19 protein-coding genes are annotated in these 24,245 nt (G+C 63.4%); 10 read left to right on the top strand and 9 right to left on the bottom strand.

Annotation, left to right across the window (positions count from 1 at the left end; all coding sequences use genetic code 11):
* Positions 1-26: 26 nt before the first annotated feature.
* From DDF70_RS08960 to DDF70_RS08990, 7 genes are all read left to right on the top strand, one after another.
* The gene (locus DDF70_RS08960; RefSeq protein WP_114944527.1) at positions 27-1,526 is read left to right on the top strand and encodes an ABC transporter substrate-binding protein; all 1,500 of its coding nucleotides are present in this window, start codon (positions 27-29) and stop codon (positions 1,524-1,526) included.
* 77 nt (positions 1,527-1,603) lie between these two features.
* Positions 1,604-2,551, top strand: coding sequence for an ABC transporter permease (locus DDF70_RS08965; RefSeq protein ID WP_114944528.1), 948 nt, complete (start codon positions 1,604-1,606; stop codon positions 2,549-2,551).
* A complete protein-coding gene (locus DDF70_RS08970; protein WP_114944529.1) occupies positions 2,548-3,423 on the top strand; it encodes an ABC transporter permease in 876 nt (291 codons plus the stop codon). The genes DDF70_RS08965 and DDF70_RS08970 overlap by 4 nt, the downstream gene beginning before the upstream one ends.
* Positions 3,424-3,452: 29 nt before the next feature.
* Positions 3,453-5,246, top strand: a complete 1,794-nt coding sequence (locus tag DDF70_RS08975; RefSeq protein WP_114944530.1) for a gamma-glutamyltransferase family protein — start codon at positions 3,453-3,455, stop codon at positions 5,244-5,246.
* A 9-nt stretch (positions 5,247-5,255) separates the two neighbouring features.
* Positions 5,256-5,981, top strand: a complete 726-nt coding sequence (locus DDF70_RS08980; protein WP_114944531.1) for a DUF1028 domain-containing protein — start codon at positions 5,256-5,258, stop codon at positions 5,979-5,981.
* A gap of 80 nt (positions 5,982-6,061) precedes the next feature.
* Positions 6,062-6,913, top strand: a complete 852-nt coding sequence (locus DDF70_RS08985) for a sulfite exporter TauE/SafE family protein (RefSeq protein ID WP_114944604.1) — start codon at positions 6,062-6,064, stop codon at positions 6,911-6,913.
* A 45-nt stretch (positions 6,914-6,958) separates the two neighbouring features.
* The gene (locus DDF70_RS08990) at positions 6,959-7,429 is read left to right on the top strand and encodes an opioid growth factor receptor-related protein (protein WP_114944532.1); all 471 of its coding nucleotides are present in this window, start codon (positions 6,959-6,961) and stop codon (positions 7,427-7,429) included.
* 2 nt (positions 7,430-7,431) lie between these two features.
* Here the strand turns inward: DDF70_RS08990 and DDF70_RS08995 are convergent, their stop codons facing one another.
* The 3 genes from DDF70_RS08995 to DDF70_RS09005 are packed head-to-tail and all read right to left on the bottom strand — an operon-like array spanning position 7,432 to position 12,248.
* Positions 7,432-9,153 (bottom strand): ABC transporter ATP-binding protein, encoded by a 1,722-nt coding sequence (locus tag DDF70_RS08995; RefSeq protein WP_162820298.1) that lies wholly within the window; start codon positions 9,151-9,153, stop codon positions 7,432-7,434.
* Positions 9,154-9,207: 54 nt separating this feature from the next.
* Complete coding sequence (locus tag DDF70_RS09000) at positions 9,208-10,017, bottom strand: ATP-binding cassette domain-containing protein (protein WP_245435425.1); 810 nt, start codon at positions 10,015-10,017, stop codon at positions 9,208-9,210.
* A 50-nt stretch (positions 10,018-10,067) separates the two neighbouring features.
* Positions 10,068-12,248, bottom strand: coding sequence for a TonB-dependent siderophore receptor (locus tag DDF70_RS09005; RefSeq protein ID WP_114944534.1), 2,181 nt, complete (start codon positions 12,246-12,248; stop codon positions 10,068-10,070).
* 581 nt (positions 12,249-12,829) lie between these two features.
* Between DDF70_RS09005 and DDF70_RS09010 the strand changes: the two genes are divergently transcribed.
* From DDF70_RS09010 to DDF70_RS09020, 3 genes are read left to right on the top strand one after another with little or no spacing between them, the layout of a single operon-like run.
* Positions 12,830-13,732, top strand: a complete 903-nt coding sequence (locus tag DDF70_RS09010; protein WP_114944535.1) for an iron-siderophore ABC transporter substrate-binding protein — start codon at positions 12,830-12,832, stop codon at positions 13,730-13,732.
* A 4-nt stretch (positions 13,733-13,736) separates the two neighbouring features.
* Positions 13,737-15,692: a Fe(3+)-hydroxamate ABC transporter permease FhuB gene (fhuB, locus tag DDF70_RS09015; RefSeq protein WP_281024352.1), complete on the top strand. Its 1,956-nt coding sequence runs from the start codon at positions 13,737-13,739 to the stop codon at positions 15,690-15,692.
* Positions 15,693-15,720: 28 nt separating this feature from the next.
* Complete coding sequence (locus tag DDF70_RS09020) at positions 15,721-16,806, top strand: siderophore-interacting protein (protein ID WP_114944606.1); 1,086 nt, start codon at positions 15,721-15,723, stop codon at positions 16,804-16,806.
* A gap of 58 nt (positions 16,807-16,864) precedes the next feature.
* On the opposite strand, the gene DDF70_RS09025 is transcribed toward DDF70_RS09020, so the two are convergent.
* From DDF70_RS09025 to DDF70_RS09050, 6 genes are all read right to left on the bottom strand, one after another.
* Positions 16,865-18,544 carry a methyl-accepting chemotaxis protein gene (locus tag DDF70_RS09025; RefSeq protein ID WP_245435426.1) on the bottom strand — a complete coding sequence of 560 codons (1,680 nt, stop codon included), beginning with the start codon at positions 18,542-18,544 and terminating at the stop codon, positions 16,865-16,867.
* A gap of 179 nt (positions 18,545-18,723) precedes the next feature.
* Positions 18,724-20,247: a carboxypeptidase M32 gene (locus DDF70_RS09030; protein ID WP_114944538.1), complete on the bottom strand. Its 1,524-nt coding sequence runs from the start codon at positions 20,245-20,247 to the stop codon at positions 18,724-18,726.
* A 17-nt stretch (positions 20,248-20,264) separates the two neighbouring features.
* Complete coding sequence (locus DDF70_RS09035) at positions 20,265-21,269, bottom strand: ABC transporter ATP-binding protein (protein WP_114944539.1); 1,005 nt, start codon at positions 21,267-21,269, stop codon at positions 20,265-20,267.
* Positions 21,221-22,240 carry an ABC transporter ATP-binding protein gene (locus tag DDF70_RS09040; RefSeq protein ID WP_114944540.1) on the bottom strand — a complete coding sequence of 340 codons (1,020 nt, stop codon included), beginning with the start codon at positions 22,238-22,240 and terminating at the stop codon, positions 21,221-21,223. The genes DDF70_RS09035 and DDF70_RS09040 overlap by 49 nt, the downstream gene beginning before the upstream one ends.
* Positions 22,237-23,148: an ABC transporter permease gene (locus DDF70_RS09045; RefSeq protein WP_114944541.1), complete on the bottom strand. Its 912-nt coding sequence runs from the start codon at positions 23,146-23,148 to the stop codon at positions 22,237-22,239. The genes DDF70_RS09040 and DDF70_RS09045 overlap by 4 nt, the downstream gene beginning before the upstream one ends.
* Entirely contained in the window at positions 23,145-24,119 is a 975-nt protein-coding gene (locus tag DDF70_RS09050; RefSeq protein ID WP_114944542.1) for an ABC transporter permease, read from the bottom strand. The genes DDF70_RS09045 and DDF70_RS09050 overlap by 4 nt, the downstream gene beginning before the upstream one ends.
* Positions 24,120-24,245: the final 126 nt, after the last annotated feature.

Raw genomic sequence — 24,245 nt, forward strand, 5'->3', positions numbered from 1 at the left:
ACCAGAGAACAACTGGAGGACATGGAATGAAGAAGAGACTTCTCCTTGCTTTGGCCGCGGGGCTCCTGGCGAGCACCGCAGCCTCCGCGCAGACCCTGCGCATTGGCCTGAACGAAGATCCCGATGTGCTCGATCCGCACCGCGCGCGCACCTTCGTCGGGCGCATCGTATTCACGTCGCTGTGCAACAAGCTCGTCGACATCACGCCCGACCTGAAGTTCACACCCGAACTCGCCACCGAGTGGAACTGGGGCGACGACGGCAAGTCGTTGACCTTCAAGCTGCGTCCCGGCGTCAAGTTCCATGACGGCGAGCCCATGAACGCCGCTGCCGTGAAGGCGAATATCGACCGCGCCCGCACCCTGCCGGACTCCCTGCGCAAGAGCGAGCTGACATCGGTGGACAATGTCGAGGTCGTCGACGACCTGACCGTGAAGGTCAACCTTTCCCGCGCCGACGCGACCCTGCTCTCCCAACTCTCCGACCGCGCCGGCATGATCATGTCGCCGAAGGCGCTCGGCAACGCCGACTTCGGCCAGAAGCCGGTCTGCTCGGGTCCCTACAAGTTCGTCGAGCGCGTTCAGAACGACCGCATCGTGCTCGAGAAGTTCGCCGATTACTGGGACGCGAAGAACTACAACTTCGAGCGCGTCGTGTTCCAGCCCATTCCGGATACGACCGTGCGCCTCGCCAATGTGCGCTCCGGCAACCTCGACCTTCTCGAGCGTCTGGCGCCGAGCGACGTTCCGGCCGTCAAGAGCGACTCGAGCTTGGTCTTTGCCCCCGTCTCCGGCATCGGCTACCAGGGCCTGACGATCAACACCAACAACGGTGAGCGTTCCAAGACCCCGCTCGGTCAGGACAAGCGCGTCCGGCAGGCCCTTGAGCTGTCCATCGACCGCAACGTCATCAACGAGGTGGTCGGCGCTGGCATCTATCCGCCCGCGGGTCAGCCCTTCCCGGAAGCGAGCCCTTACAACAACCCGAAGTTCAAGGCCAACGAGCGTGACGTGGCCAAGGCCAAGCAGCTCCTGAAGGAGGCCGGTGTCGACCGGGTGAAGCTCGAACTGACTTTCGGCACCGGAACCACGGCTCAGCAGATCGCCGAGATCATCCAGGCGATGGCGGCCGAAGCTGGTTTCGACATCTCGCTGCGCCCGACCGAGTTCGCGGCCATGCAGAAGGAAGCTCAGGCGGGCAACTTCGACGTGAACGTGATCGGCTGGTCCGGTCGCGTCGATCCCGACGGCAACATCCACCCCTTCGTCACCTGCAAGGGCGCGCTCAATGATGGCCGCTACTGCAACGAGCAGGTCGACAAGCTGCTGAACGACGCCCGCGTCACGAACGACGAGGCCAAGCGCAAGCAGCTCTACGATTCGGCTCAGGAGATCCTGAAGCAGGATCTGCCGATCATCTACACCTACTATCAGCCCTGGCCCTTCGTTCACACGAAGAAGGTCCAGAACTTCAAGCCCTATCCGGACGGCATGATACGCCTGAAGGGCGTGAAGTTCGCCTCTTGATCTAGTTGAAAAGCAGCGTGCCCGGCCTTCGAGCCGGGCACGCCCCCGCCCTTCCTCGATATGGGTTCCACGAGCGGATGCTGCGCTACATCGGACGACGAATACTGATTGCCATTCCGACACTGATCATCGTGTCGCTCCTGGTCTTCGCCCTGCAGAAGCTCCTGCCGGGCGATCCGGTTCTCACCATGGCGGGCGAGGAGCGCGATCCGCAGGTGCTCGCGTTCCTGCGCGAAAAGTACCGCCTGGACGATCCCATCCCGGTCCAGTACTTCGCCTGGATCGGCTCGGCCCTGACCGGCAATCTCGGGATTTCGCTGCGCACCGACATCCCGGTGCTCGACCTGATCATGAGCAAGCTGCCGGTCACGATCGAACTCGCCATCATGGCTATGATCGTCGCGCTCGCCATCGGCATTCCGGCCGGCATCATCTCGGCAGTGAGAAAAGGAACGGCCGTCGACTACACGGCCAACGTCATCGCGTTGTCGGGCCTGTCCATTCCCAATTTCTGGCTCGGCATCATGCTCATCATGCTGGTCTCGGTGCGCTGGAAGCTCCTGCCCGCTTCCGGCTATGTGCCGCCGACCGAAGACCTGTGGCTCAACATCAAGACCATGCTCATGCCGGCCTTCGTACTCGGCACCGGTCTCGCAGCCAGCCTCATGCGTCATACCCGCAGCGCAATGCTCGGCGTCATGCGCTCCGACTACATCCGCACCGCTCGCGCCAAGGGTCTCCTGTCCAGGAAGGTCATCCTGAAACACGCGCTGCGCAACGCGCTCGTGCCCATCGTGACCCTGTCCACCCTGCTCTTCGGCGAGCTTCTCGCAGGCGCCGTGCTCACGGAACAGATCTTCACCATCCCGGGCTTCGGCAAGCTCATCGTCGATGCGGTGTTCAACCGCGACTACGCGGTGGTGCAGGGCGTCGTCCTCTGCACGGCGGTCGGTTTCATCTTCATGAACCTGCTGGCCGATGTCCTCTACGTTCTCGTCAATCCCCGCCTGAGGCACGCCGCATGACCGCCACAGCCGTTATCGCCGACGAGGTCGCGCTGCCCAAGAAGCGCAGTCGCGTCCTCGCCAAGTTCCTGAGGAACAAGAGTGCCGTGCTCGGCGCCGCCATCGTGCTGTTCTTCGTTCTCGTCGCCCTCGTCGGGCCCTATTTCGCCCCGTACGATCCCGTGAAGCCGAGCTTCACGAGCATCCGCAAGGCACCCTCGGCCCTGTTCTGGTTCGGCACCGACGAACTCGGGCGCGATCTTCTCTCCCGCATGCTCTGGGGCGCCCGGGCGTCCATCATGGCCGGCGTCGTGTCGGTCACCATCGCCATCGTGCTCGGCGTGCCGTTCGGTCTTATCTCGGGCTATTTCGGCGGCTGGGTCGACGCCGCGATCTCGCGCGCCACCGATGCCATGCTGGCGATCCCCTTCCTGATCTTCGCCATCGCGCTGGCCGCCTTCCTTGGCCCCAGTCTTACCAATGCGATGATCGCCATCGGTCTCTCCGCCATGCCGATCTTCATCCGTCTCACCCGCGGACAGGTGCTGACCGTGAAGGCAGAAGACTATGTGGAGGGCGCACGCGCCATCGGGCTGCCCGATTTCTGGATCCTGGTGCGTTACGTGTTTCCGAACGTGCTTCCGCCGATCCTGGTCCAGGGAACGCTCACCATCGCGACCGCCATCATCGCGGAAGCGAGCCTCTCGTTCCTCGGCCTCGGCCAGCAGCCGCCGAACCCCTCCTGGGGCTCCATGCTCAACACTGCCAAGAACTTCATGGATCAGGCTCCCTGGATGTCGATCTTCCCGGGCTCCGCGATCTTCCTGATCGTTCTCGGTTTCAATCTCCTCGGCGACGGCCTGCGCGACGCGCTCGACCCCCGCGAACAGTAAAAAATAACGCCAACCTCGGATAAAGCATCATGTTTACGACACGGCCAGAGATCCTCGGCACCTTCGGCATCGTCACCTCGACCCATTGGCTCGCATCCGCCGCGGGCATGTCCATGCTCGAAAAGGGCGGCAATGCCTTCGACGCCTGCGTCGCCTCCGCGTTCGTGCTGCAGGTGGTCGAACCGCATCTGGTCGGACCGTCGGGCGAAGTGCCGGCCGTGTTCTACTCGGCCAAGACCAAGAAGGTCGAAGTACTCTGCGGCCAGGGCACGGCTCCGGCAGGCGCCACCATCGCGCATTACAAGAACGAGGGCCTCAAGCTCATTCCCGGCAACGGCCTCCTCGCCACGGTGGTGCCCGGCGCCTTCGATGCCTGGATGCTGCTCCTGCGCGACCACGGCCTGCTCTCGCTCAGGGACGTGCTGGAACCTGCGATCTATTATGCCGAACAGGGACATCCCCTGCTGCCGCGCGTGGCCGACACCATCAAGGGCCTGAAGGAGTTCTTCGAGACGGAATGGCCCACGACGGCCGCCGTCTTCCTGCCCGGCGGCGAGGTTCCGAAGCCGCGCCAGCTGTTCCGTAATCCGCAACTCGCGGATACCTGGAAGCGCATCATCCGCGAGGGCGAAGCCAAGGGCGGCGACCGCGAGGCTCAGATCGAAGCGGCGCGCAACGCCTTCTACAAGGGCTTCGTGGCCGAGGCCATCGACGCCTTCGTGCGCAAGACGGAAGTCATGGACCAGAGCGGCTCGCGCCATCGCGGCGTGCTGACCGCCGACGACATGGCCAACTGGTCCGCGAGCTACGACGCGCCGCAGACCTACGACTACCATAACTACCGGGTGAACAAGATTCGACCCTGGGGCCAGGGCCCGGTCTTCCTCCAGACGCTGGCGCTCCTGAAGGGCTTCGATCTTGCCGCCATGGGGGCGACCAGCGCCGAATTCATCCACACGGTGGTCGAATCCATGAAGCTCGCCTTCGCCGACCGCGAGGCCTATTACGGCGATCCGGATTTCGTCGATGTGCCGATCGAGACCCTGCTGTCAGATGCCTACAACGCCGAGCGGCGCAAGCTCATCACCGACAAGGCCTCTCTCGAACTCCGCCCCGGCCGTGTCGAGGGCTATGAAGCCCAGGTGGAGCGTACGCTCAAGGCGCTGCGCGAATTGTCGACCACGGACAAGAAGGTGTCGGGCGGCGAGCCGACCCTTCAATCCATGCGCTCGGCGCGCCGCGGCGACACGGTCCATATCGATGTGGTGGACCGGTTCGGCAACATGATCGCGGCCATGCCGTCCGGCGGCTGGCTGCAATCCTCGCCGGTCATTCCAGAACTCGGCTTCATGCTCAATTCCCGCGCCCAGATGTTCTGGCTCGAAGAGGGCCTTCCGGCGAGCCTCGCGCCGGGCAAGCGTCCGCGCACCACGCTGACCCCGACCCTCGCGGAGAAGGACGGCGAACCCTACATGGTCTTCGGCTCTCCGGGCGGCGACCAGCAGGAGCAGTGGCAGCTCCTGCTCTTCCTGCGCCATGCCCATCACGGCCTGAACCTGCAGGAGGCCATCGACCAGCCGATGTCGCACACGGCGCATTTCCCCTCCTCGTTCTATCCGCGCGAGCAGAAGCCCGGACACCTCATGGCCGAGGAAACCTTCGGTGCGGAGGTGCTCGACGATCTGCGCGCACGCGGCCACGAGGTCGAGGTCGCGCCCGCCTGGACGGTCGGCCGCCTCGTGGCGGCGAGCCGCGACAAGGACGGCCTGCTGCACGGCGCCGCCACTCCGCGGCTCATGCAGGCCTACGCGGTCGGACGCTGAGGGCATGCCATGACCTGGTCGATCATCGCCAAGGATCCTGAAACCGGCGCCTTCGGCGTCGCGGTCACCACCAAGTTCTTCGCCGTGGGAGCGCTCTGCCCCCACGGCGCGGCGCGGATCGGTGCGCTCGCCACGCAGGCTCTCGTCAATCCCCTCTACGGCATCGACGGCATCAGGCTTCTGGCCGAGGGACGAAGCGCCGAGGAGATCGTCACGATCCTCACGGCCCAGGACCCCGGCCGTGGATCGCGCCAGCTTCATGTGATCGACCGGGACGGCCGTACGGCCGCCCATACGGGGTCGGACTGCATCGACTGGTGCGGGCATCTGACCGATGAAGGTGTCTCGGTCGCCGGCAACATGCTGGCCGGTCCGACCGTCATCGAGGCGACGCTCGAAACCTACAAGCGGCGCATGGACATGCCCTTCGCCGATCGCCTCATGGCTGCGCTCGATGCCGGTCAAGCCGAAGGCGGCGACAAACGCGGCAAGCAATCCGCCGCGATCAAGGTCTGGCAGGACGAGCCCTATCCCATGCTCGACCTGCGCGTTGACGATCACCCGGAACCGCTGGACGAGCTGCGCCGGCTGTACGGCGTCGCCCATGAACGTTTCCTCGCCTTCATGGACGCCATGGCGACCCGCGCCAACCCGGGCGGCATCACGGACAGGTCGTGGATCGACCAGCGGGCGCTCAAGTATCAGGAGCGGAGAGCCGCAAGCTCGAAGCCGTAAGGCATCCCCTGCCATAGTGTAGCTTGCCGGTGGATCGAAAAGATCTTACGGCGATCTGCTTCCCTCCGATGGATCTTCCGATGTTTGGCATTCCCCTGTTCGATCTGGCGTGGCTCGTGGTCGCGCTCCTGGCAGCCGGTGCGATCACGGGCCTGCTGGCCGGCGTGTTCGGCGTCGGCGGCGGCGCGGTCGCCGTGCCGATCCTCTATGAGCTCTTCCGTATTCTGGAAGTGCCCGAGGAAGTGCGCATGCCGCTCTGCGTCGGCACCTCGCTTGCCATCATCATCCCGACCTCGCTGCGCTCCTTCTCGGCCCACAAGGCCAAGGGCGCCGTCGATATGAGCATCCTAAGGGTGTGGGCCGTGCCGGTGGTTCTCGGCGTCATCATCGGCAGCATCATCGCCCGCTTTGCCCCGGCGGATCTGTTCAAGGCGGTGTTCGTGGTCGTGGCCGGCATCTCGGCCGTTCGCCTGCTCTTCGGCAAGGACACGTGGCGCTTCGGTCTCGACATGCCGGCAAAGCCCATCATGGTGGCCTATGGCTGGCTCATCGGCATCCTTTCGGCGCTCATGGGCATCGGTGGCGGCCAGCTCTCCAACCTGTTCATGACCTTCTACAATCGCCCGATCCATCAGGCCGTGGCGACCTCTTCCGGACTCGGCATCCTGATCTCCATTCCCGGCGCCATCGGCTACATCTACGCCGGCTGGCCACATATGGCCGATTACCCGAACGTGATTGCCTTCCAACCGCCGCTCGCCCTGGGCTATGTCTCGCTTCTCGGCTTCGTGCTGTTCATCCCCACCAGCACCTGGATGGCACCGGTCGGCGCACGTCTTGCACATCGGCTGTCGAAGCGCCGGCTTGAGGTGGCCTTCGGCATCTTCCTCCTGCTCGTCTGCGCCCGCTTCTTCGTCAGTCTTCTGGCCTGAGATCGCCCGGCGGTCTAAGCTCCGCCTCTCACCGGAGGCACGGCCATGGCTCTATCCACGACAGGACCACTACACGCGTTTCTCGCCGGAACCGGGCGCGACGGTCGAGGACGCCTTGTCACCGATGTGCTGGCCTTTACCGACGATCGGCTGGAAGAGGTGCACGACTACATCCAGTGGCTGTTCCCGCTTCCGACCCGCAGCGCCGCCCAACCCGGCGCCCCGGTCCTGACGCAGGCCGAGATCGACGCGATCAGGGCAGACCGGACCGCCCAGGACACTCTTGAGCGGGCGACCGAGCGGATGCTCCGGTTCTATCGGGACACGCGCTGGTGGCTCACCGGCTACGACCACAACCACCTGCGCATCACCCGGATCATCCACAGCCTGAGAATCCTGATCGGCCCGGACGAGGCGCGACGCTTCCATGAGGCGATCCTCGCCCTGAACGAGGTGGCCGGATCGCCCGTCAATGCCCGCAGCCGCACGTACTGGTCCGACGCGGCGGGCGCCTGACCTCAGGCGAACTGCGCCTCGCTCAGGCGCCGGTAGATGCCGTCATGGGCCAGAAGCTCCTGGTGGTTGCCCTGCTCCACGATAACGCCACGGTCGATGACGGCAATCCGATCCGCATTCACGATGGTCGCGAGGCGATGGGCGATCACCAAGGTCGTGCGCCCCTTCGACAAATCCGCGAGAGCCTGCTGGATCGCCCGCTCGGTTTCCGTATCGAGGGCCGACGTCGCCTCGTCGAGGATGAGGATCGGCGGGTTCTTGAGGAAGATCCGCGCGATGGCGAGGCGCTGCTTCTGCCCTCCGGAGAGCTTGACGCCGCGCTCGCCGATGATGGTGTCGAGACCTGCCGGAAGGGAGGCGATCACCTCGTCGAGCCGGGCCCTTCGCGCTGCTTCCCGGATCTCGGCATCGCTGGCCTCGAGCCGACCATAGGCGATGTTCTCACGGATCGTGCCGGCGAACAGGAACACGTCCTGCTGCACGATGCCGATCTGGCTGCGCAGGGACCGGAGCGTCATATCCCGGATATCGATCCCGTCGATGGCGATGGAGCCGCTGTCGACCTCGTAGAAGCGCGGCAGCAGGGAGCAGATGGTCGTCTTGCCCGCGCCCGAAGGGCCGACGAAGGCAATGGTCTCGCCGGCGCGGATCGTCAGGTCGAGGCCTTTGAGGATGGGGCGCTCCGGGGCGTAACCGAACTGCACCTTCCTGTACGCGATGTCGCCGTTGAGCTTGCCCACATCCCGGGCACCGGGACGGTCGGCAATGTCGGGGCGCGTATCGAGGAACGTCATGTAGCGTCTGAAACCGGCAATCCCCTTCGGATAGGTCTCGATGACCGAATTGATCTTCTCGATGGGCCGGAAGAACACGCCTACCAGCAGCAGGAATCCGACGAAGCCGCCTGCGCTGAGATCACCCTTGATCACCAGATAGCTGCCGGCGACCATGACGACCATCTGGATCAGGCGCATGCTCAGGTAGCTGAGCGAGGTCGAGGCCGCCATGATGCGGTAGGCCTCGAGCTTCGTCCTGCGATAGCCCTGGTTGTCGACGGCGAACAGGCGCCGCTCGTGATCCTCGTTCGCGAAGGCCTGGACCACACGGATGCCGCCCACATTCTCCTCGATGCGAGCGTTGAAATCTCCGACCTTCCCGTAAAGGGCCTGCCAGTTGCGCGTCATGCGGCCGCCATAGCGGGTCGTCAGCCAGGCGGTGAGCGGCACCACGAGGGCCGTGATCACGGCGAGCTGCACATTGACCGTGAACATCAGGATGAAGGCGCCCACCAGCGTCATCAGCGCGATGAACAGATCCTCCGGCCCGTGATGGGCGACCTCTCCGATCTCCTCAAGATCCTTGGTGAGCCGCGCCACGAGATGGCCGGTCTTCTGGTTGTCGAAGAATCCGAAGGAGAGCTTCTGGAGATGGTCGAAGGCCTTGCGCCGCATCTCCGTCTCGATGTTGATGCCGAGCATGTGCCCCCAATAGGTCACCGTGGCCATCAGGCCCGCATTGAGGACATAGACCGCGAGCAGCAGCGCCGAGGCCAGCGTGATGAGCCCCCATTGGCCGGTGGGAAGCAGGGTGTCGATGAACAGCTTGACGGCGATCGGAAAGCCGAGTTCGAGCAGACCCGAGGCGACCGCGCAGGAGAAGTCCAGCACGAACAGGCCGCGATGCGGCCGGTAATAAGCAAAGAAGCGTTTGAGCAAGGGGTGCATATCGGAGAGGTACTTCCGGCTGCCATCGAGGGCAAGCCGGGCTGGGGACAGAGATCAACGGACGAAGCTGACAGGCTGGCCGGTGACGGGATGGGCGATGACGTCCATGGCGATGCCATAGATGGCCTGTAGCCGAGATGGCGTCATGATCTCGTCGGGCATGCCCCGAGCGATCAATCGTCCTGCCTTCAGGGCCAGGATCTCGTCGCAGAAGCGCGCGGCCATGTTGACGTCGTGCAGGACCACGACCACGCCGAGCCCGCGCTCACGGGAGAGACGCTGGACGAGCGCCAGGACCTCTACCTGATGGGTGACGTCGAGCGCCGAAATCGGCTCGTCGAGGAGCAGGAACCGAGCATCCTGCGCCACCAGCATCGCGAGCCAGACCCGCTGGCGCTCGCCCCCGGAGAGCGTGTCCACAAGACGCTCGGCGAAGGGCTCCACGTCGGCGAGAGTCATAGCCTCCCCCACCTTCTCGCGGTCGGCCGGTCCGAACCGGCCCAGGGGGCCATGCCATGGATAGCGGCCAAGCGCCACGAGCTCCTTGACGAGCATACCGGACGCGGGCGGGGTCTGCTGCGGCAGATAGGCGACCCGCCTGGCAAAAGGCCGCTCGCCCCACTCGGCCAGAGCCCTTCCTTCGAACGCCACCGTGCCGCCGGTCGCCGACTGCTGGCGGGCCAGCAGCTTGATCAGCGTCGATTTTCCCGAACCGTTGTGGCCGATCAGCCCGATCACACGCCGACCCGGCAAAGTCAGGCTGAGCGGATGCAGCAACGTACGTTCTGGAATCGCGAAACTGGCATCCGTCAGCTCGAACCGCGGAGCCTCGGTGTCGGATGTGGGACGAGAACCGCTGATCATGGACTTCGACACAAGCGTGAGGGCGCCGCCGCGAGACGGCGCCCCGGACGTTACCATTTGTAGCTCGCCTTCAGGGTTGCGACGCGACCGGCACCATAATTGCACGTGTACTGGGTATCGCAGGACGAGACATACTCGTTGTCGAACAGGTTGTTGACGTTGAGTGCAACCGTGAAGTTCTCGCGCGTGTAGCGGATGGCGGCATCGAACACGGTCGCGGCGGGCACCTTCAGGGTGTTCTCGTTGTCGACATAGGAGAAGCCGACATAGCGAACGCCTGCGCCGAACCCGAGACCTTGGAATGCACCCTCCTGGATCGTGTAGTCGAGCCAGCCCGACGCCAGGATCTCCGGCACCACATTGGGGCGCTTGCCGATCAGCAGGGGATTGGAATCCTCGGTGATCTCGATGTCGTAGGCCGTGAAGGCGGCAACGGCCTTGAGGCCCGCCGTGATGTTGGCCTGCGCCTCGAATTCGAATCCGCGCGAGCGAACCTCGCCCAGCTGCGCCTCGAAGAAGAGATGCTCGGGATCGGACGTGAGGACGTTCTGGCGGGTGAGATCGAACAGCGAGGCGGTGATCAGGCCGTCGAAGAAAGTTGGCTTGTACTTGACGCCGACTTCGAATTGCCGGCCGATCTCGGGCTCGAATCCCTGACCGAAGAAATCGGCCCCGATGACCGGATTGAACGAGCGCGACACCGCGATATAGGGCGCCACGCCGTTGGCGAACTCGTAGCCCAATCCGAGGCGGCCGCTGAACTCGCCGGCCTCCTCGCTGAAATTGGCCGCGCCCACCCTGTCGGTGCTCTTCGTGGACACGTGATCGTATCGCCCGTTGAGGGTTGCGATCCAGCCCCCATGGCGGATCTGATCCTGGGCATAGAAGCCGACCTGGTTCATGGTCAGGTTCTGATCGAGATAGGGAACCGACGGCCCTTGAGGCACGCCATAGATCGGATTGATGGGGCTTATCGGCGTGCCGCCGCCGGACGCCTGGATATGATCGATGTTGTAGTACTTGTAATCCAGCCCGAGAAGCAGCGTGTGATCGAGCGGCCCCGTGACGAACTTCGCCTCCGCCTGGTTATCGATGGAGAGGGTGTTCACCACCGTGTGGTGGTTGAACCCGATGCGATAGAGCAGGAACTCGGGCGAAACAGGCGCCGCGACCGGGAAGCCGGTCGCCGGGTCGAGATAGCCGTAGGGATAGGGACCGCGCTCCTTCGAATCCGTGTGCGCGTAGCGGAAATTCTGCTTGAGCGTCCACACGTCGTTGATCGCATGCTCGAATTCATAACCGATCATCGACTGATCGCGGCGGTAGAGATCGATGTCGGGTTCGCTGTAGTAAAAGCGGCGAGAGATGCGGCCGTAAGGTGCGGGAACGACCGTGCCTACATAGGGCAGGAAGCCGCCCGTGTGCATGAGGTCCATATTCTGGTAGGACGCCAGCACGGTAAGCTCAGTACCGGCATCGGGCCGGAACGTGAGAGCAGGCGCGATCACGCCGCGAAAATCGTCCGCCTTCTCCGTCTCCCAGCCGCCGCCGGAGACCTTTCCGGTCAGGCGGTAGGACCAGATCCGATCCTTGTCGAGCGCGCCGCCGAAATCGAACGCCGCATAGCCGTTGCCCCACGAGTTGATGCCTGTCTCGACATAGCGCAGCGGCTCGGTCGTCGGACGCTTGCTCACGAGATTGACGAGACCGCCGATGGACGAGCCGCCATAGAGAGCCGCAGACGGCCCCTTGAGCACTTCGATACGCTCCAGGACGAACGGATCGATGTAGAACCCGCCGAATCCATATTGGTAAAGCGGCAGGCTGTTCAGGAAGACGCCGGTCTGTCCCGCATCGAAGCCGCGGATGAAGAACCAGTCGGTGTCCGAATCGAGCCCATAAGGCTGCGCGAAGACGCCGGAGGTGTAGCGCAGAGCCTCGTCGACCTTCTGCGCCTGGCGATCTTCGATCTCCTCGCGACCGATCACCGATACCGACTGCGGAATCTCCTCGATGGGCGTATCGGTCTTGGAACCTGTCGTGGTGCGGTTGGGGACATAACCGTTCACCGGCCCGGTCCCACTACCGACCTGCCCTTCGACGGTGACCGTTTCCAAGGCGATTTCGCCGGGCGCGGGCCGTGTCTGGGCCAGGGAGGACCCACTCGATGCCACCATCACGGCAAGCGAGACAAGGCTCACCCCCATGTTCAACGCATAACGACCATTCATGAATGCCCCCAAGGCTTTCGATCACAGGGAGATCCTTTCGGCCCCGTGCATGCGCAATCACCGGATTGCGGCTCCGCCTCCCCACTATGGTTTCCGAAAAGTCGAATCAAGAATTATGTTTTTCAATTACTCTAAACTGCAACTTAGAAAAGTTTTAATCAGCCGATACACTCTTTACAGCTGTTATAAACTGCGGCTTACACTCGTGAACTCCACCAGACGACGGGTGCCTGGAATCATCCGGAAACGTCGGCCATGACCCATTGCGCCGCGACGTGAGGAGCCAATTCACATAGGTGATGCTGCTCTCGCCCATGAGGAGCGGGTTATTTAGAAATTTTCTAAGTTTCTGCAATAATTATGGTTTATCGAAAAATCTATTGACGCCTCCGGGCTCCCAGTCCATCAACCCGGTGTCGAGCGAGCCTTGAGACCGGCTCACTGGACCCAGGCAAAGGATAGTAGCAATAGGAAAGCTAACCTCGTCTCCACGCCCAGGCCACGCAGTAATATCTATGTACTTATAAGTATTGATACAAACCACAGAATATCAAGGAATGCTCCCGGTACGCCAAATGCCAATGCAGCCCGATTCCGCACAAAATGCATTCGCGCTGCCCCGCCGCAGCATTCTTGGAGCCGCGATCGGCTCCCTCTTCGTCGTCAAGGCGCGGGCGAGAACATTCCGGCGGATTGCCGTTCTCGATTGGGCCATGTTCGAGACTTTGCTCGCATTGGATATCGTGCCAGTCGCGGCAACCGAACTCGTGCAGTTTCAAAAGATTTCAGTCGAGCCGGCCGTGCCGCCGCAAGTGGCCGATCTCGGTCTTCGAGGCTCGCCGAATTTCGAAATGCTGCGCCTCGCGAATCCCGATCTGATCGTCAGCTCGGGCTGGTTCACATGGGTGCAGGACAACCTGGAACGGATCGCTCCTGTCGCGTCCTATTCGGTTTACGAACCTGGCCGTCCTCCCTATGCACCAGCGGAGCAGGTCACACTGGCACTTGGCGAATATCTCGGACGAAGCCCGCAGGCAGAAGCCTATGTGGCTGCATCGAACCTTGAGATCACCCAAGCGAACCAGCGCATTGCCGATAAGACGCATCCCGTCTTCCTGATCAATCTCGGCGACGCGCGCCACTTCAGAGTCTTCGGTCCCGACAGCATGTTCGGCGACGTGCTTCAGCGCCTCGGCCTCAGGAATGCGTGGCCCAAGCCTACCAGCTATGCGGCAGCGGCTCCCATGCCTCTTGAGGCTCTCGCAGAGGTGCCTGAGGCATCGATTGTGGTCATACCGCCGGTTCCTCCGGACGCCCGCAGCACGCTTGACAACAGTCCTTTGTGGCGGGCTCTTCCGGCCGTTAGCGAAGGTCGCGTGGTGACGCTGCCGCCCGTCAATCCATTCGGCGCGCTCCCCGCCGCACGGCGTTTCGCAAGGGTCCTCAGCGAAGCGCTATCGAACCGCGAGATCACACATGGCTAGGACCATGGCAAAGGCCCCCTCCGCGTTCGCATGGCTTTTGATGGCTTTCCTTGCCTTGGACCTGTGCGCGTATCAGATCCTGAGCCTGCTTCCCTTGTCGGGCGGCCAGGGCTTCGATCTCAATCGCATTCTCCTCATCAACAGCGTTCTCCCCCGTGCAGCGGTGGCATTGCTGTCCGGTGCCGCGCTCGGACTCTCCGGAGCCCTGTTACAGCAGGTGCTGCGCAATCCCATTGCGGATCCATCGACGCTCGGAATCTCGGGGGGCGCGCAATTCACCATGACGGCTGCCACCCTGTTTGCGCCCGCCCTGATGGACACCGCGCGCGAGGCGGTCGCGCTCGTCGGTGGAGTGGCCATCGTTGCGATTATCATGTTCCTGACCTGGAAGCGCGGGCTCGAACCGATCACGGTCGTCCTCGCCGGAATGGTGATGTCTCTGATCGCCATGGCCCTGAGCGCGACGTTGATCCTCGCGAACGGCGAGTACATGATGTCCCTGCTCATCTGGGGCAGCGGCTCGCTCACGCAGCAGGGTTGGGACCATGCTCAGACCATTGCGCTCACGTTCGCCCTTTGCCTGATCGCAGCCTTCCTGATGGTCCGGCCGCTGGAGATCCTCGGCCTTGATGATGCGAGCGCACGCGGCCTAGGCATCAACCTCCTGCTCCTGCGTCTCCTGGCTCTCGCCGTCGCCGTTTGGCTCGCGACGACCGTCACGGCGGAGGTCGGCGTCATCGGGTTCGTCGGGCTCGCGGCACCAACTTTCGCCCGGCTATGCGGCGCACGCACGCAGCGCGAAATCCTTGTATCCGCACCGCTCATCGGGGCTGCTATCCTCTGGCTCACGGACGGCCTCGTTCAGCTCGCGGCCGGCGGATCGGCCGAGACGGTGCCGACGGGGGCAGCCACGGCGCTGCTCGGAGGCCCGCTGCTCCTCTATCTGCTTCCGCGCCTACGGCTCGCCCACCATGCTTCCACGTTCGCCCCTCCCCGACCGGCTCGGCGGATTGGCAAGCCGCTCGCTCCTCTGTTTGCGATCCTGTTCCTGGTCCTGGGCATGGTCGCCGTGGCGCTCCTCATCGGGCGCGGGCCTGACGGCTGGAACCTCGCCACGGGGCAGCTTCTCCATGACCTCCTCCCTTTCCGTGCGCCACGCATAGCGGCCGCAGCTGCGGCCGGGGCCATGCTGGCTGCGGCCGGCATGATTTTGCAGCGGATGACCGGCAATCCCCTGGCGAGCCCGGAAGTGCTCGGCATCAGCGCCGGTGCCGGCGTCGGCTTGGCCGCCGTTCTCTTTACAATTCCCGCGCCGACCATGAGTGCAAGACTGATCGGCGCAATGATCGGCGTCTTCGCTGCCCTGATCGGCTTGCTCTCGGTCGCCAGGCGCCAGGAGAGCAACGCAGAACGCCTCCTGCTCGGAGGCCTTGCCGCCGGAGCCTTCTGCAACGCCCTCGTCAATGCCGCCATGATCACGGGAGACGCCCGCGCCTTCCAGCTCCTGGCATGGATCAGCGGCTCGACCGGACAGGTCACTTGGACGGAGGCGTCGATCGCCATGACGGCCGCCATTGTCCTGCTGGGTCCTCTGCCTCTCACGGCCCGCTGGCTCGAAATCCTCCCACTTGGCTCCAGCCAAGCGCGCGCGGTCGGCCTCCCACTTCAAACGAGCCGCATGACACTCACCCTGTTCGCCGCGGGCCTGACGGCTGCGGCCTCGCTCATTGTCGGTCCTTTGAGCTTCGTCGGGCTCGTCGCACCCCACATGGCGCGCCTTGTCGGCTTCAGCCGAGCCCATCATCAGCTCACGGCCGCGATTCTGATCGGCGCCGGGCTGATGACCGGAGCCGATTGGCTCTCCCGGGTCGTCTCCTTCCCCTACCAACTCCCGCTGGGTCTTTTCGCGTCGCTCATCGGCGGGCCGTATCTGATCTGGCTCCTACGTCGAAACCGATAGTTGGAGCGCCATTGTCATGGAACGAACGATGACATCATCCTTCCTTCGCGCCGAGGCCAGAGTTGCACTGGCCGGGGCGATCCAGGTCATGGACAAACTCTGCGGGCACTTCGTCGAACACGGCCGAGTGGAACGTTTCGAGCGCTCCGCCCGTTTGGACTTCGTGTACGGCAGCGCAGCCGTCGAAGCGGACGACGGGAGTCTCGTTGTTCGCGCCGAAGGAGCTGACCCAACCGGCCTCGCTTATGTGAAGTGGAGCCTCGCGGAGCATATCCTCGGCTTTGCCGAGGGTGAGACGCCTCGTATCTCCTGGACCGGCGATGGGGCTGCCGGATCACCCTTGCCTTACTTCCGTGAGATGCGTGTCGTCAGCACCACCAACGTGACGCCGCGCATGCGCCGTGTGCGCCTGCAGGGCCCGGATCTAGCACGCTTCGCCACTGGCGGCATGCATGTCCGGCTCCTGTTTCCCCCGAAACCCGACATCGCTCCGCAATGGCCGGTAACGGGTGAAGACGGGCGGCCCGTCTGGCCGAGCGGAGACAGCCGGCTGGTGATGCGAATCTATACGATCCGCGAAATCGACGTAGAGCGGGGCGAGATCGACATCGATTTCGTCCTGCACGAAGGTGACGAGACGCCCGGCGCGACTTGGGCCCGGCAAGCATCTCCGGGAGACATCGTGGGGGCCATGGGACCAGCGGGAGGCGAACTTCCGGAGGCAGACTGGTACCTCTTTGCCGGTGATGAAACGGCGCTTCCGGCCATCAGCCGGATCCTGGCGGAACTTCCGGCCAATTGTCGAGCCACGGTCCTTCTGGAAGTTGCCGATGCAAGCGAGGAGCAACCTCTTCGTTCGGCTGCCGCGCTGGATATCCGCTGGATGCATCGGAACGGCGCTCCGGCGGGAACGACATCCCTGCTCGAGAACGCCGTTCGCGAGGTTGGCGTGCCGTCGAACGAAGCGCGCCGCTTCATCTGGGCCGGCTGCGAGCAGAAAAGCTGCCGTTGCCTGAAGCGGCTCCTGCGCAAGGAATGGAAGGTCCCGACCTCGGAGCATCAGGTCGTCGCCTATTGGCGTACGGGCCATTCGGCCGATAAAGTCGAGCATTAAAGGCAAACCGCAGCGGATCGATCCGCTGCGGTTTGTTCGTTTCAGTCGATGATCGAAATTAGGCGGCTTTGACGCCGGAAAGGAAGTGACCGACCTCCTGTCCGAGGCTGACCGAATGTCGCGCCAGCTCCTGCGCTGACGAGAGCACCCGGGATGCCGCTACGCCTGTGTCGCCGGCCGCCTGGCGAACCTCCCCGATGCTTCCCGTCACGACCTCGGTGCCGCGAGCCGCTTCCTGCACATTGCGGGAAATTTCGGCTGTGGCCGCACCTTGCTCTTCTATCGCGGCCGCAATCGTTACCGAGATCTGGGACATCTCACCGATGGTCCCGGCGATCGCCTGGATGGCCTGCACGGCCTCGGCCGTGACATGTTGCACGTTGGCGATCTGCGCCGAGATTTCATCGGTTGCGCGCGACGTCTGATTGGCGAGTTCCTTGACTTCCGAGGCGACTACCGCAAAGCCCTTGCCAGCTTCACCGGCCCGAGCGGCTTCGATGGTGGCATTCAACGCCAGCAGGTTGGTCTGAGAAGCGATGCTGCTGATGAGTTGCACTACGTGACCGATCTTCCCGGCAGAACCTGCCAGCATCTGCACAATGCCGTTCGTGCGCTCTGCATCGACGACGGCCCGCTCGGCGATGCTGGACGATTGAGCAATCTGGGACGAGATCTCGCGAATCGAGATGGACAACTCCTCCGTGGCAGCCGCGACGGTCTGCACATTGGCGGAAGTCTGCTGCGAGGCTGAAGCGACACCGACGGATTGGTGCGTCGCCTTGTCGGCCACCGACGTCATGGACTGTGCGGTTGCTTCCAGATCCGATGCCGCAACGGTTAGGCTATGCGTGAGCGTCGACACCTTGGCTTCGAAGTGCTGCGCAAGTTTGTCCAGCATCTGGGCACGGCGTGCCTTCGCCTCCTGCTCGACGGCAACCGCTTCGCCTGCCGTTCTCTGAGCTATCAAGGCATCCCTGAAGATCTGCAGAGACTTGGCCACAGCGCCGATTTCATCGCTTCTGTCTTGGTAGCCGATAGAGCTTTCAAGGTCACCTTCAGCCAGTCTCTCGACACGGACGGTTATCGCTCGCAGCGGACGAAACAGACGCGTGGCGATCAGCATGGCACCGATGCAGGCGAGAACGGCAATTGCAGCGGCTGCGATGGTCAGCATCGTCATAGTCGACGAATAGGCTCCATGCAGGTCCGCGACAGGCACGCCCACATAGAGGACGCCGTTTACCTTCCCGGCACTGTCGAAGGTCGGCTGATAGGCCGTGTAGAACTGTGTACCGAACAGGATGGTTGGACCGTAATACGCCTCGCCGCGACGGATATAGGTCTGAGCCGGGCTGTCGGGTGCAAGCGCCGTACCGACCGCTCGCTCTCCGTTCTCCTTTTTGACAGTCGTGACACGACGGATGAACTTGTCCTGAGCCGCATCGAAGGTGAAGATCGTGGCGTTGCCGCCTACATAGGACACGGAATCGTCGACGACGGAAAAGTCCTTGTAATCTGCCAGCGAGGGACTCATGACGCGTGCGACCCGTCCACCCTCGATCCTCGCCTCGGCGCCCGACATGCGTGCCGCATAGACGAGCGAGAGACTGCGCAGATACTGCTCTGCCTTTTTCTGCTGCTGTGCCTCCAGATCGGACCAGATCTGGCGCGACGCTGCCAACCACATGGTTCCAGCCGTCGAGAAGATAACGATGGCGACCAACGCCATGATCTTCACAGGCAATGTAACCCTCTTCAACACTATAGAGCCCCAGCTTGTATTATGAATTCCTCCACAATACTGCCGGAATAGTTAATCCAGCCCTACCGAGTTATATGTATATTCACCATTCTCCATTCCGATTATAGGACTATAGTCAAGACATTTAGAACAAGGAAACGGAGTGAGCCGGTTTGTCATACTGCATACTTGCCGCGCAGATAGGCAAGGTACGGTGAAGGATCGAGGCCTCGTCCTGATTCCCGCTCCAGCAGCTCGTCACGCCTGAACCGACGACCGTGCTGCCAGATCCGGGTGCGCAGCTCTTCCGCCAGGGTCGAATACTCGCCAGCCTGGATGGCGGCATCGAGCGAGGGGTTCTGTCGGCGCAGGGTGTCCATCACCTGGGCACCCATGACGTTGCCGACGGTATAGGTCGGGAAGGAGCCGATATAGCCCGTCGACCAATGCACATCCTGCAAGACGCCTTTCGCATCGTTCGGCACGATGAGATCGAGATCGCGCTTCACCGCCGCGTTCCAGGCTTCGGGCAGCTCGGCGATGGTCAGCGAGCCTTCCATGAGCGCACATTCGATATCCGCCCGCAGCATGATGTGGAAGTCGTAGGTCAGCTCATCCGCTTCGACGCGGATGAATCCGGGCTCGACGCGTGTTACGGCCCGATAGAACTCCTCCGCGCTCACATCGCCGAGCTGATCAGGGAAGTGCTTCTGCAGATCGGGGAAGTGCAGCTGCCAGAAGGTGCGGCTGCGGACCACGTGGTTTTCCCACAGGCGCGACTGAGACTCATGGGCACCGAAGCTGGTCCCGCCAACCGCATAGAGCCCCACGAGATCGGTCGCGAGGGTCGTACGGGTATAGGCAGGGTCGACGCCCTGCTCATAGAGTCCATGCCCGACCTCGTGGGCGGTGCCGAACATGGAGGCCGGAAGGTAGTTGCGGGTGTAGCGGGTGGTGATGCGGACATCGTTGCGTGTGAACGAAACCTCGAACGGATGGACCGTCGTGTCCAGGCGTCCGCGCTGGAGATCATATCCGAGTTTTTCTGCGAGGCTCAGTCCAAAGGCACGCTGCCCCGCCTCCGGATAGTCGCGGAACAGGAAGTCGGAACGGGGGCTCGGTCGGGACCGCGCGACGTCCAGGATCGGCAGAAGCCCAGCCCGCAGCTCCTTGAAAAGTCCCTTGAGGCTCGCGGCCGTTTCGCCCGGCTCGTAGATCGACACCATGGCGTCATAGGGATGATCGCTCCAGCCGATGCAATCGGCATAGGCGCGAGACAATTCGACGGTCTTGGCAAGGTGGGGCGAGAAAACAGAAAACTCGCTCTTCGCGCGTGCCTCGATCCAAGCCGCCTGAGCGACCGTGCGGAGAGCCGCACGTTCCTGGATCAGTGAAGCCGGCACCCGTTTGTGGTGATCAAGCGCATGCCGCGTCTGCTCCACCATGCGCCGCTCGGCGGAATCGTTGGCAAGTCCCTCGACCGCCCGTTCGGCCTCCTCGAGCGCACTTTCGGTTTCCGGCGCGAGCAGCAGATCGCGTGCGACCCGGGTCAAAGTCGCGATCTGATGCCCTCGGGTCTCCGCTCCGCCTGCGGGCATCATGGTGCGCGAATCCCATGTCAGCACGGAGGTTGCATTAAGCACGTCATTGACGGCGGCGATGCGCTCACGGAGCGCCACGAGAGAGGCTTGCTGGGTCATTCTGTCAGTCGTCTCGATTAGTCCGTGCCGCCCGTGTTGAGATGGCAGGCGGAGAAGCGGCCGGGGCCGATGCCGGTGAGCGAAGGCGTTTCCCGCTTGCAGCGCGGACCTGCGAAGGGGCACCGCGGATGGAAATGGCATCCGCTCGGCGGATGAAGCGGCGACGGGATCTCGCCGGCGATCGGGCGAAAGCTCTTCTTGCCCACACCGATGCGCGGGACGCTCTCGAACAGCGCGCGCGTATAGGGATGATTCGGATTGGCGTAGAGCTCGGACGTGGGCGCCAATTCGACGATGCGGCCGAGATACATGATCGCGACCCGGTCGGAGACATGCCGCACCACGCCGAGATCGTGGCTGATGAAGATGCCGGTGAGATCGAGGTCCTGGCGCAGATCCATGAACAGGTTGAGCACCTGCGCCTGGATCGACACGTCGAGGGACGCGACCGGCTCGTCAAGGACCAGAAGGTCGGGCTTCATGGCGAGAGCGCGGGCGATGGCGATGCGCTGGCGCTGGCCGCCGGAGAACTGGTGGGGGAAGCGCCTGCGGTAGCTCGGGTCGAGCCCGACGCGCCCGAGCAGATCCGCCACATAGGAATCCGCATCGCGCCCCTTGACGACGTTATGCGTCACCGGCCCCTCGGCCACCGTGTCGCCGATGCGGATGCGCGGGTTGAGGCTGGCAAACGGATCCTGGTGGATCATCTGCACGCGGGTCGTCAGCTTCTGCGTCCGCCGTCCCTGCGACTTGGCCACGGGGACCTTGTCGAACAGGATCTTGCCGTCGCTCGGCGTGTAGATGCCCGCGATCATGCGCCCGAGCGTCGACTTCCCGCAGCCGGATTCGCCAACGAGGCCCACGACCTCGCCCTTGGCGACCGAGAGGCTGACATCGGTCACAGCGCGCACGGTCTCGGCCTTCGGCCCAGCCCCCAGGAGACCGGCGATGCGCTCCCCGAGATTCGGCTGCTTTACGAAGCGCTTCGATACGTGGTCGATGTCAAGGAGAGCGGCTGGCATGAAACGGGCTCGATCGGGTAATGGCATAGGGCGGTGCGTCCGTCCTCGAAGGTCCGGATGGGCGGCGTCGTGGTGCAGGCGGGTCCCGCCTTGGCGCAGCGGGGCGCGAAGGCGCAGCCCGGTGGGAGGTTGGCCAGGGACGGCGTCGATCCCGGAACCTGCGGAAGCTTCGTCCCGGGCTCGTGCTCGGCCGGGACGGATGCGAGAAGGCCTGCGGTGTAGGGATGGCGCGGCGATGCGATTACATCCGCAGCCGGGCCGCTTTCCACGACCCTGCCCGCATACATGACGCAGATATCGTCCGCGAGGCTCGAAACCACGGCGAGGTCGTGCGTCACCCATACGAAGGCCGTCCCGGTCTCGTCAGCCAGCCGGCGCACTTCGGCCAGGATCTGGCCTTGGATGGAGACGTCGAGCGCGGTCGTCGGCTCGTCCGCGATGATGACGGCGGGGCTGTGCAGCAGAGCGATGGCAATCGCCACGCGCTGACGCATACCGCCCGAGAGCTGATGCGGATAGGCGTCGAGCCGCTCCTCGGGGCTCGGAATACCCACTTTGGCGAGCGCGTCGCGCGCCCTGGCACGGGCCACCTTGCGGGAGACATTGTCATGCGCCCGCACGGCCGCGATCATCTGCGTCCCGATCTTGAGGACCGGGTTGAGGGTCATCATCGGATCCTGAAACACCATGGCGATCTGGGCACCGCGGACCTTCCGCATGGCCTCGCCTTTCAGACGAGTAATATCCTTGCCGTCGAGCAGCACCTGACCGCCGGCGATCTTGCCGGGCGCCTCGATCAGGCCGAGAATGGAATAACCCGTCACGCTCTTGCCGGAACCGGACTCGCCGACGAGACCCAGGATACGGCCGCGACCGACCTCGAAGCTGACGCCGTCGACTGCCTTCAGAACGCCTGCCCTGGTCTGGAACTGCGTCTGGAGGTCTTTGACACGAAGAACCGCTTCGCTCATCGGCTGCGCCTCGGGTTCAGAACGTTGCGGACCTGATCGCCCACGAGGTTGATGGCGACGACCGTCAGCATCAGGGCGATGCCAGGATAGATCGAGATCCAGTAACGGCCGGACAGCAGGAACTGGAAGCCGTTGGAAATGAGCGACCCCAGCGAAGGCTGTGTGATGGGAAGTCCGAGCCCCAGGAACGACAGCGTTGCTTCCAGCGCGATGGAGTTCGCCACCTGCACGGTTGCCACCACAATCAGCGGCGGCAGCGCATTGGGAAGGAGATGCCGAAACAGCACGTGGCGCGCGGGCAGAGGCGTCGAGAGTGCCGCCTCGATATAGTCCTTGCGCCGTTCCGCACTGGCCGCGCCGTGTGTCGTGCGGGCGAAGTAGGCATATTGCGCGGCGACGAGGGCGGCGACGAGCTGCATCAGCCCCTGCCCCAGCATCGCCACGAGGACGAGTGCGAGCAGGATTGCCGGCAGGGAGAGCTGCAGGTCGATGATGCGCATGATGAGCGCCTCGACGCGGCCGCCATAATAGGCCGCGATGAGCCCGACCGTCGTGCCGAGCACGAGCGCCAGGCTGCCCGCCATGACGCCGACGATCAGGCTCGTGCGCAGTCCATAAAGAATGGCCGAGAAAATGTCGCGTCCGGCCGCGTCGGTGCCGAGCCAATGGACGTACCCACCGGAGCCGACCTCACCGGGCTCGAGGCGGGCATCGAACAGATCGAGCGCTTCCTGGTTATAGGGATCCTGTGGGGCAACGAACGGCGCGAAGACGGCCATGAGGACCACGACCGCGACGACGACCAGCGCCGCAACGGCAACCGGGCTTTGGCGAAAATCTGCCCAAAAATTGGAGAGCCGGCTCCAGCGGGTCTCTGCCGGCAGGGGGAGAGCGGGAGAACTGCTCATGATGCCGCCTTCACGCGAATGCGTGGATCAAGCTGGCCATAGACCAGATCGACGATGAGATTGATCATAACGAAGAGGAAGACCACGAGGATGAGGTAGGCGACCATCACGGGACGGTCGAGCACGGTGATGGAATCGATGATGAGCTTGCCCATGCCAGGCCAGTTGAAGACCGTTTCCGTCACCACCGCGAAGGCCAGAGTCGAGCCGAGCTCCAGACCGAAGACGGTTACGATCGGAATCGAGATGTTCTTGAGCACATGCAGGCCGACAACCTTGCTTTCGGAGAGCCCCTGGGCGCGGGCGAAGCGCACGTAATCGGAACTCATCACCTCGGCTGTGCCCGCGCGCGTCAGTCGGATCAGCAAACCGAGCTTGAAGAGCGCGAGATTGAACGCCGGCAGGATGATGTAGCTCCAGCCCTCCAACGAGGTGATCGACAGGTTCATGCCAAGCACCTGAGTGGTTGGACCGCGCCCGCCCGACGGCAGCCAGCCGAGTTCGACCGCGAAGGCCATGATGAGCAGAAGACCGACCCAGAAACTCGGAACGCTGAAGCCAAGAACGGAGAACGCCATGATCGCCTTGGCCGAGAACGATTCCGGCTTGTATCCGGCCCATAATCCGAGCGGAATGCCGAGGCCCGTAGCGATCAGCATGGCCGTCAGCGCAAGCTCCAGGGTCGCCGGGAAGCGCGACCAGATCAGGTTCAACACCGGCAGACGATAGATGAACGACTCGCCGAGGTCTCCGTGCAGCATGTTGTTCATGAACACGAAATACTGCTCGTAGAGAGGGCGATCGAGCCCGTAGCGATGGATCAGGGCCTCGCGCAACGCCTGATCGGACGCGGGGTCGATCATCACGTCGATGGGATTCCCGATGGCATAGACGCCGAGGAACACGATGATCGACATCGCAATGACGACCATGAGCGCCTGCAGAACGCGCTGAATGAGAAAACCAATCATGCTGTCTCGTGCATGGTGTCGAAATGCCAGGGAATGAGGAACATGCGCGCCAATGCTCCCGGGCATCCATCAATCAGAAAACCGGAGGGAAAGGAGCTTCCCTCCGGGAGAGAACGGGCCGGGCCC

This window comes from Microvirga calopogonii, from assembly GCF_003347665.1.
GTDB classification, from domain to species: Bacteria; Pseudomonadota; Alphaproteobacteria; order Rhizobiales; family Beijerinckiaceae; genus Microvirga; species Microvirga calopogonii.

Bases quoted from the DNA above. Each gene is read 5' to 3' on its own strand.
- DDF70_RS08960 (WP_114944527.1), top strand. From the start codon at position 27: ATGAAGAAGAGACTTCTCCTTGCTTTGGCCGCGGGGCTCCTGGCGAGC.
- DDF70_RS08965 (WP_114944528.1), top strand. From the start codon at position 1,604: ATGCTGCGCTACATCGGACGACGAATACTGATTGCCATTCCGACACTG.
- DDF70_RS08970 (WP_114944529.1), top strand. From the start codon at position 2,548: ATGACCGCCACAGCCGTTATCGCCGACGAGGTCGCGCTGCCCAAGAAG.
- DDF70_RS08975 (WP_114944530.1), top strand. From the start codon at position 3,453: ATGTTTACGACACGGCCAGAGATCCTCGGCACCTTCGGCATCGTCACC.
- DDF70_RS08980 (WP_114944531.1), top strand. From the start codon at position 5,256: ATGACCTGGTCGATCATCGCCAAGGATCCTGAAACCGGCGCCTTCGGC.
- DDF70_RS08985 (WP_114944604.1), top strand. From the start codon at position 6,062: ATGTTTGGCATTCCCCTGTTCGATCTGGCGTGGCTCGTGGTCGCGCTC.
- DDF70_RS08990 (WP_114944532.1), top strand. From the start codon at position 6,959: ATGGCTCTATCCACGACAGGACCACTACACGCGTTTCTCGCCGGAACC.
- DDF70_RS08995 (WP_162820298.1), bottom strand. From the start codon at position 9,153: ATGCACCCCTTGCTCAAACGCTTCTTTGCTTATTACCGGCCGCATCGC.
- DDF70_RS09000 (WP_245435425.1), bottom strand. From the start codon at position 10,017: ATGATCAGCGGTTCTCGTCCCACATCCGACACCGAGGCTCCGCGGTTC.
- DDF70_RS09005 (WP_114944534.1), bottom strand. From the start codon at position 12,248: ATGAATGGTCGTTATGCGTTGAACATGGGGGTGAGCCTTGTCTCGCTT.
- DDF70_RS09010 (WP_114944535.1), top strand. From the start codon at position 12,830: ATGCAGCCCGATTCCGCACAAAATGCATTCGCGCTGCCCCGCCGCAGC.
- fhuB (WP_281024352.1), top strand. From the start codon at position 13,737: ATGGCAAAGGCCCCCTCCGCGTTCGCATGGCTTTTGATGGCTTTCCTT.
- DDF70_RS09020 (WP_114944606.1), top strand. From the start codon at position 15,721: ATGACATCATCCTTCCTTCGCGCCGAGGCCAGAGTTGCACTGGCCGGG.
- DDF70_RS09030 (WP_114944538.1), bottom strand. From the start codon at position 20,247: ATGACCCAGCAAGCCTCTCTCGTGGCGCTCCGTGAGCGCATCGCCGCC.
- DDF70_RS09035 (WP_114944539.1), bottom strand. From the start codon at position 21,269: ATGCCAGCCGCTCTCCTTGACATCGACCACGTATCGAAGCGCTTCGTA.
- DDF70_RS09040 (WP_114944540.1), bottom strand. From the start codon at position 22,240: ATGAGCGAAGCGGTTCTTCGTGTCAAAGACCTCCAGACGCAGTTCCAG.
- DDF70_RS09045 (WP_114944541.1), bottom strand. From the start codon at position 23,148: ATGAGCAGTTCTCCCGCTCTCCCCCTGCCGGCAGAGACCCGCTGGAGC.
- DDF70_RS09050 (WP_114944542.1), bottom strand. From the start codon at position 24,119: ATGATTGGTTTTCTCATTCAGCGCGTTCTGCAGGCGCTCATGGTCGTC.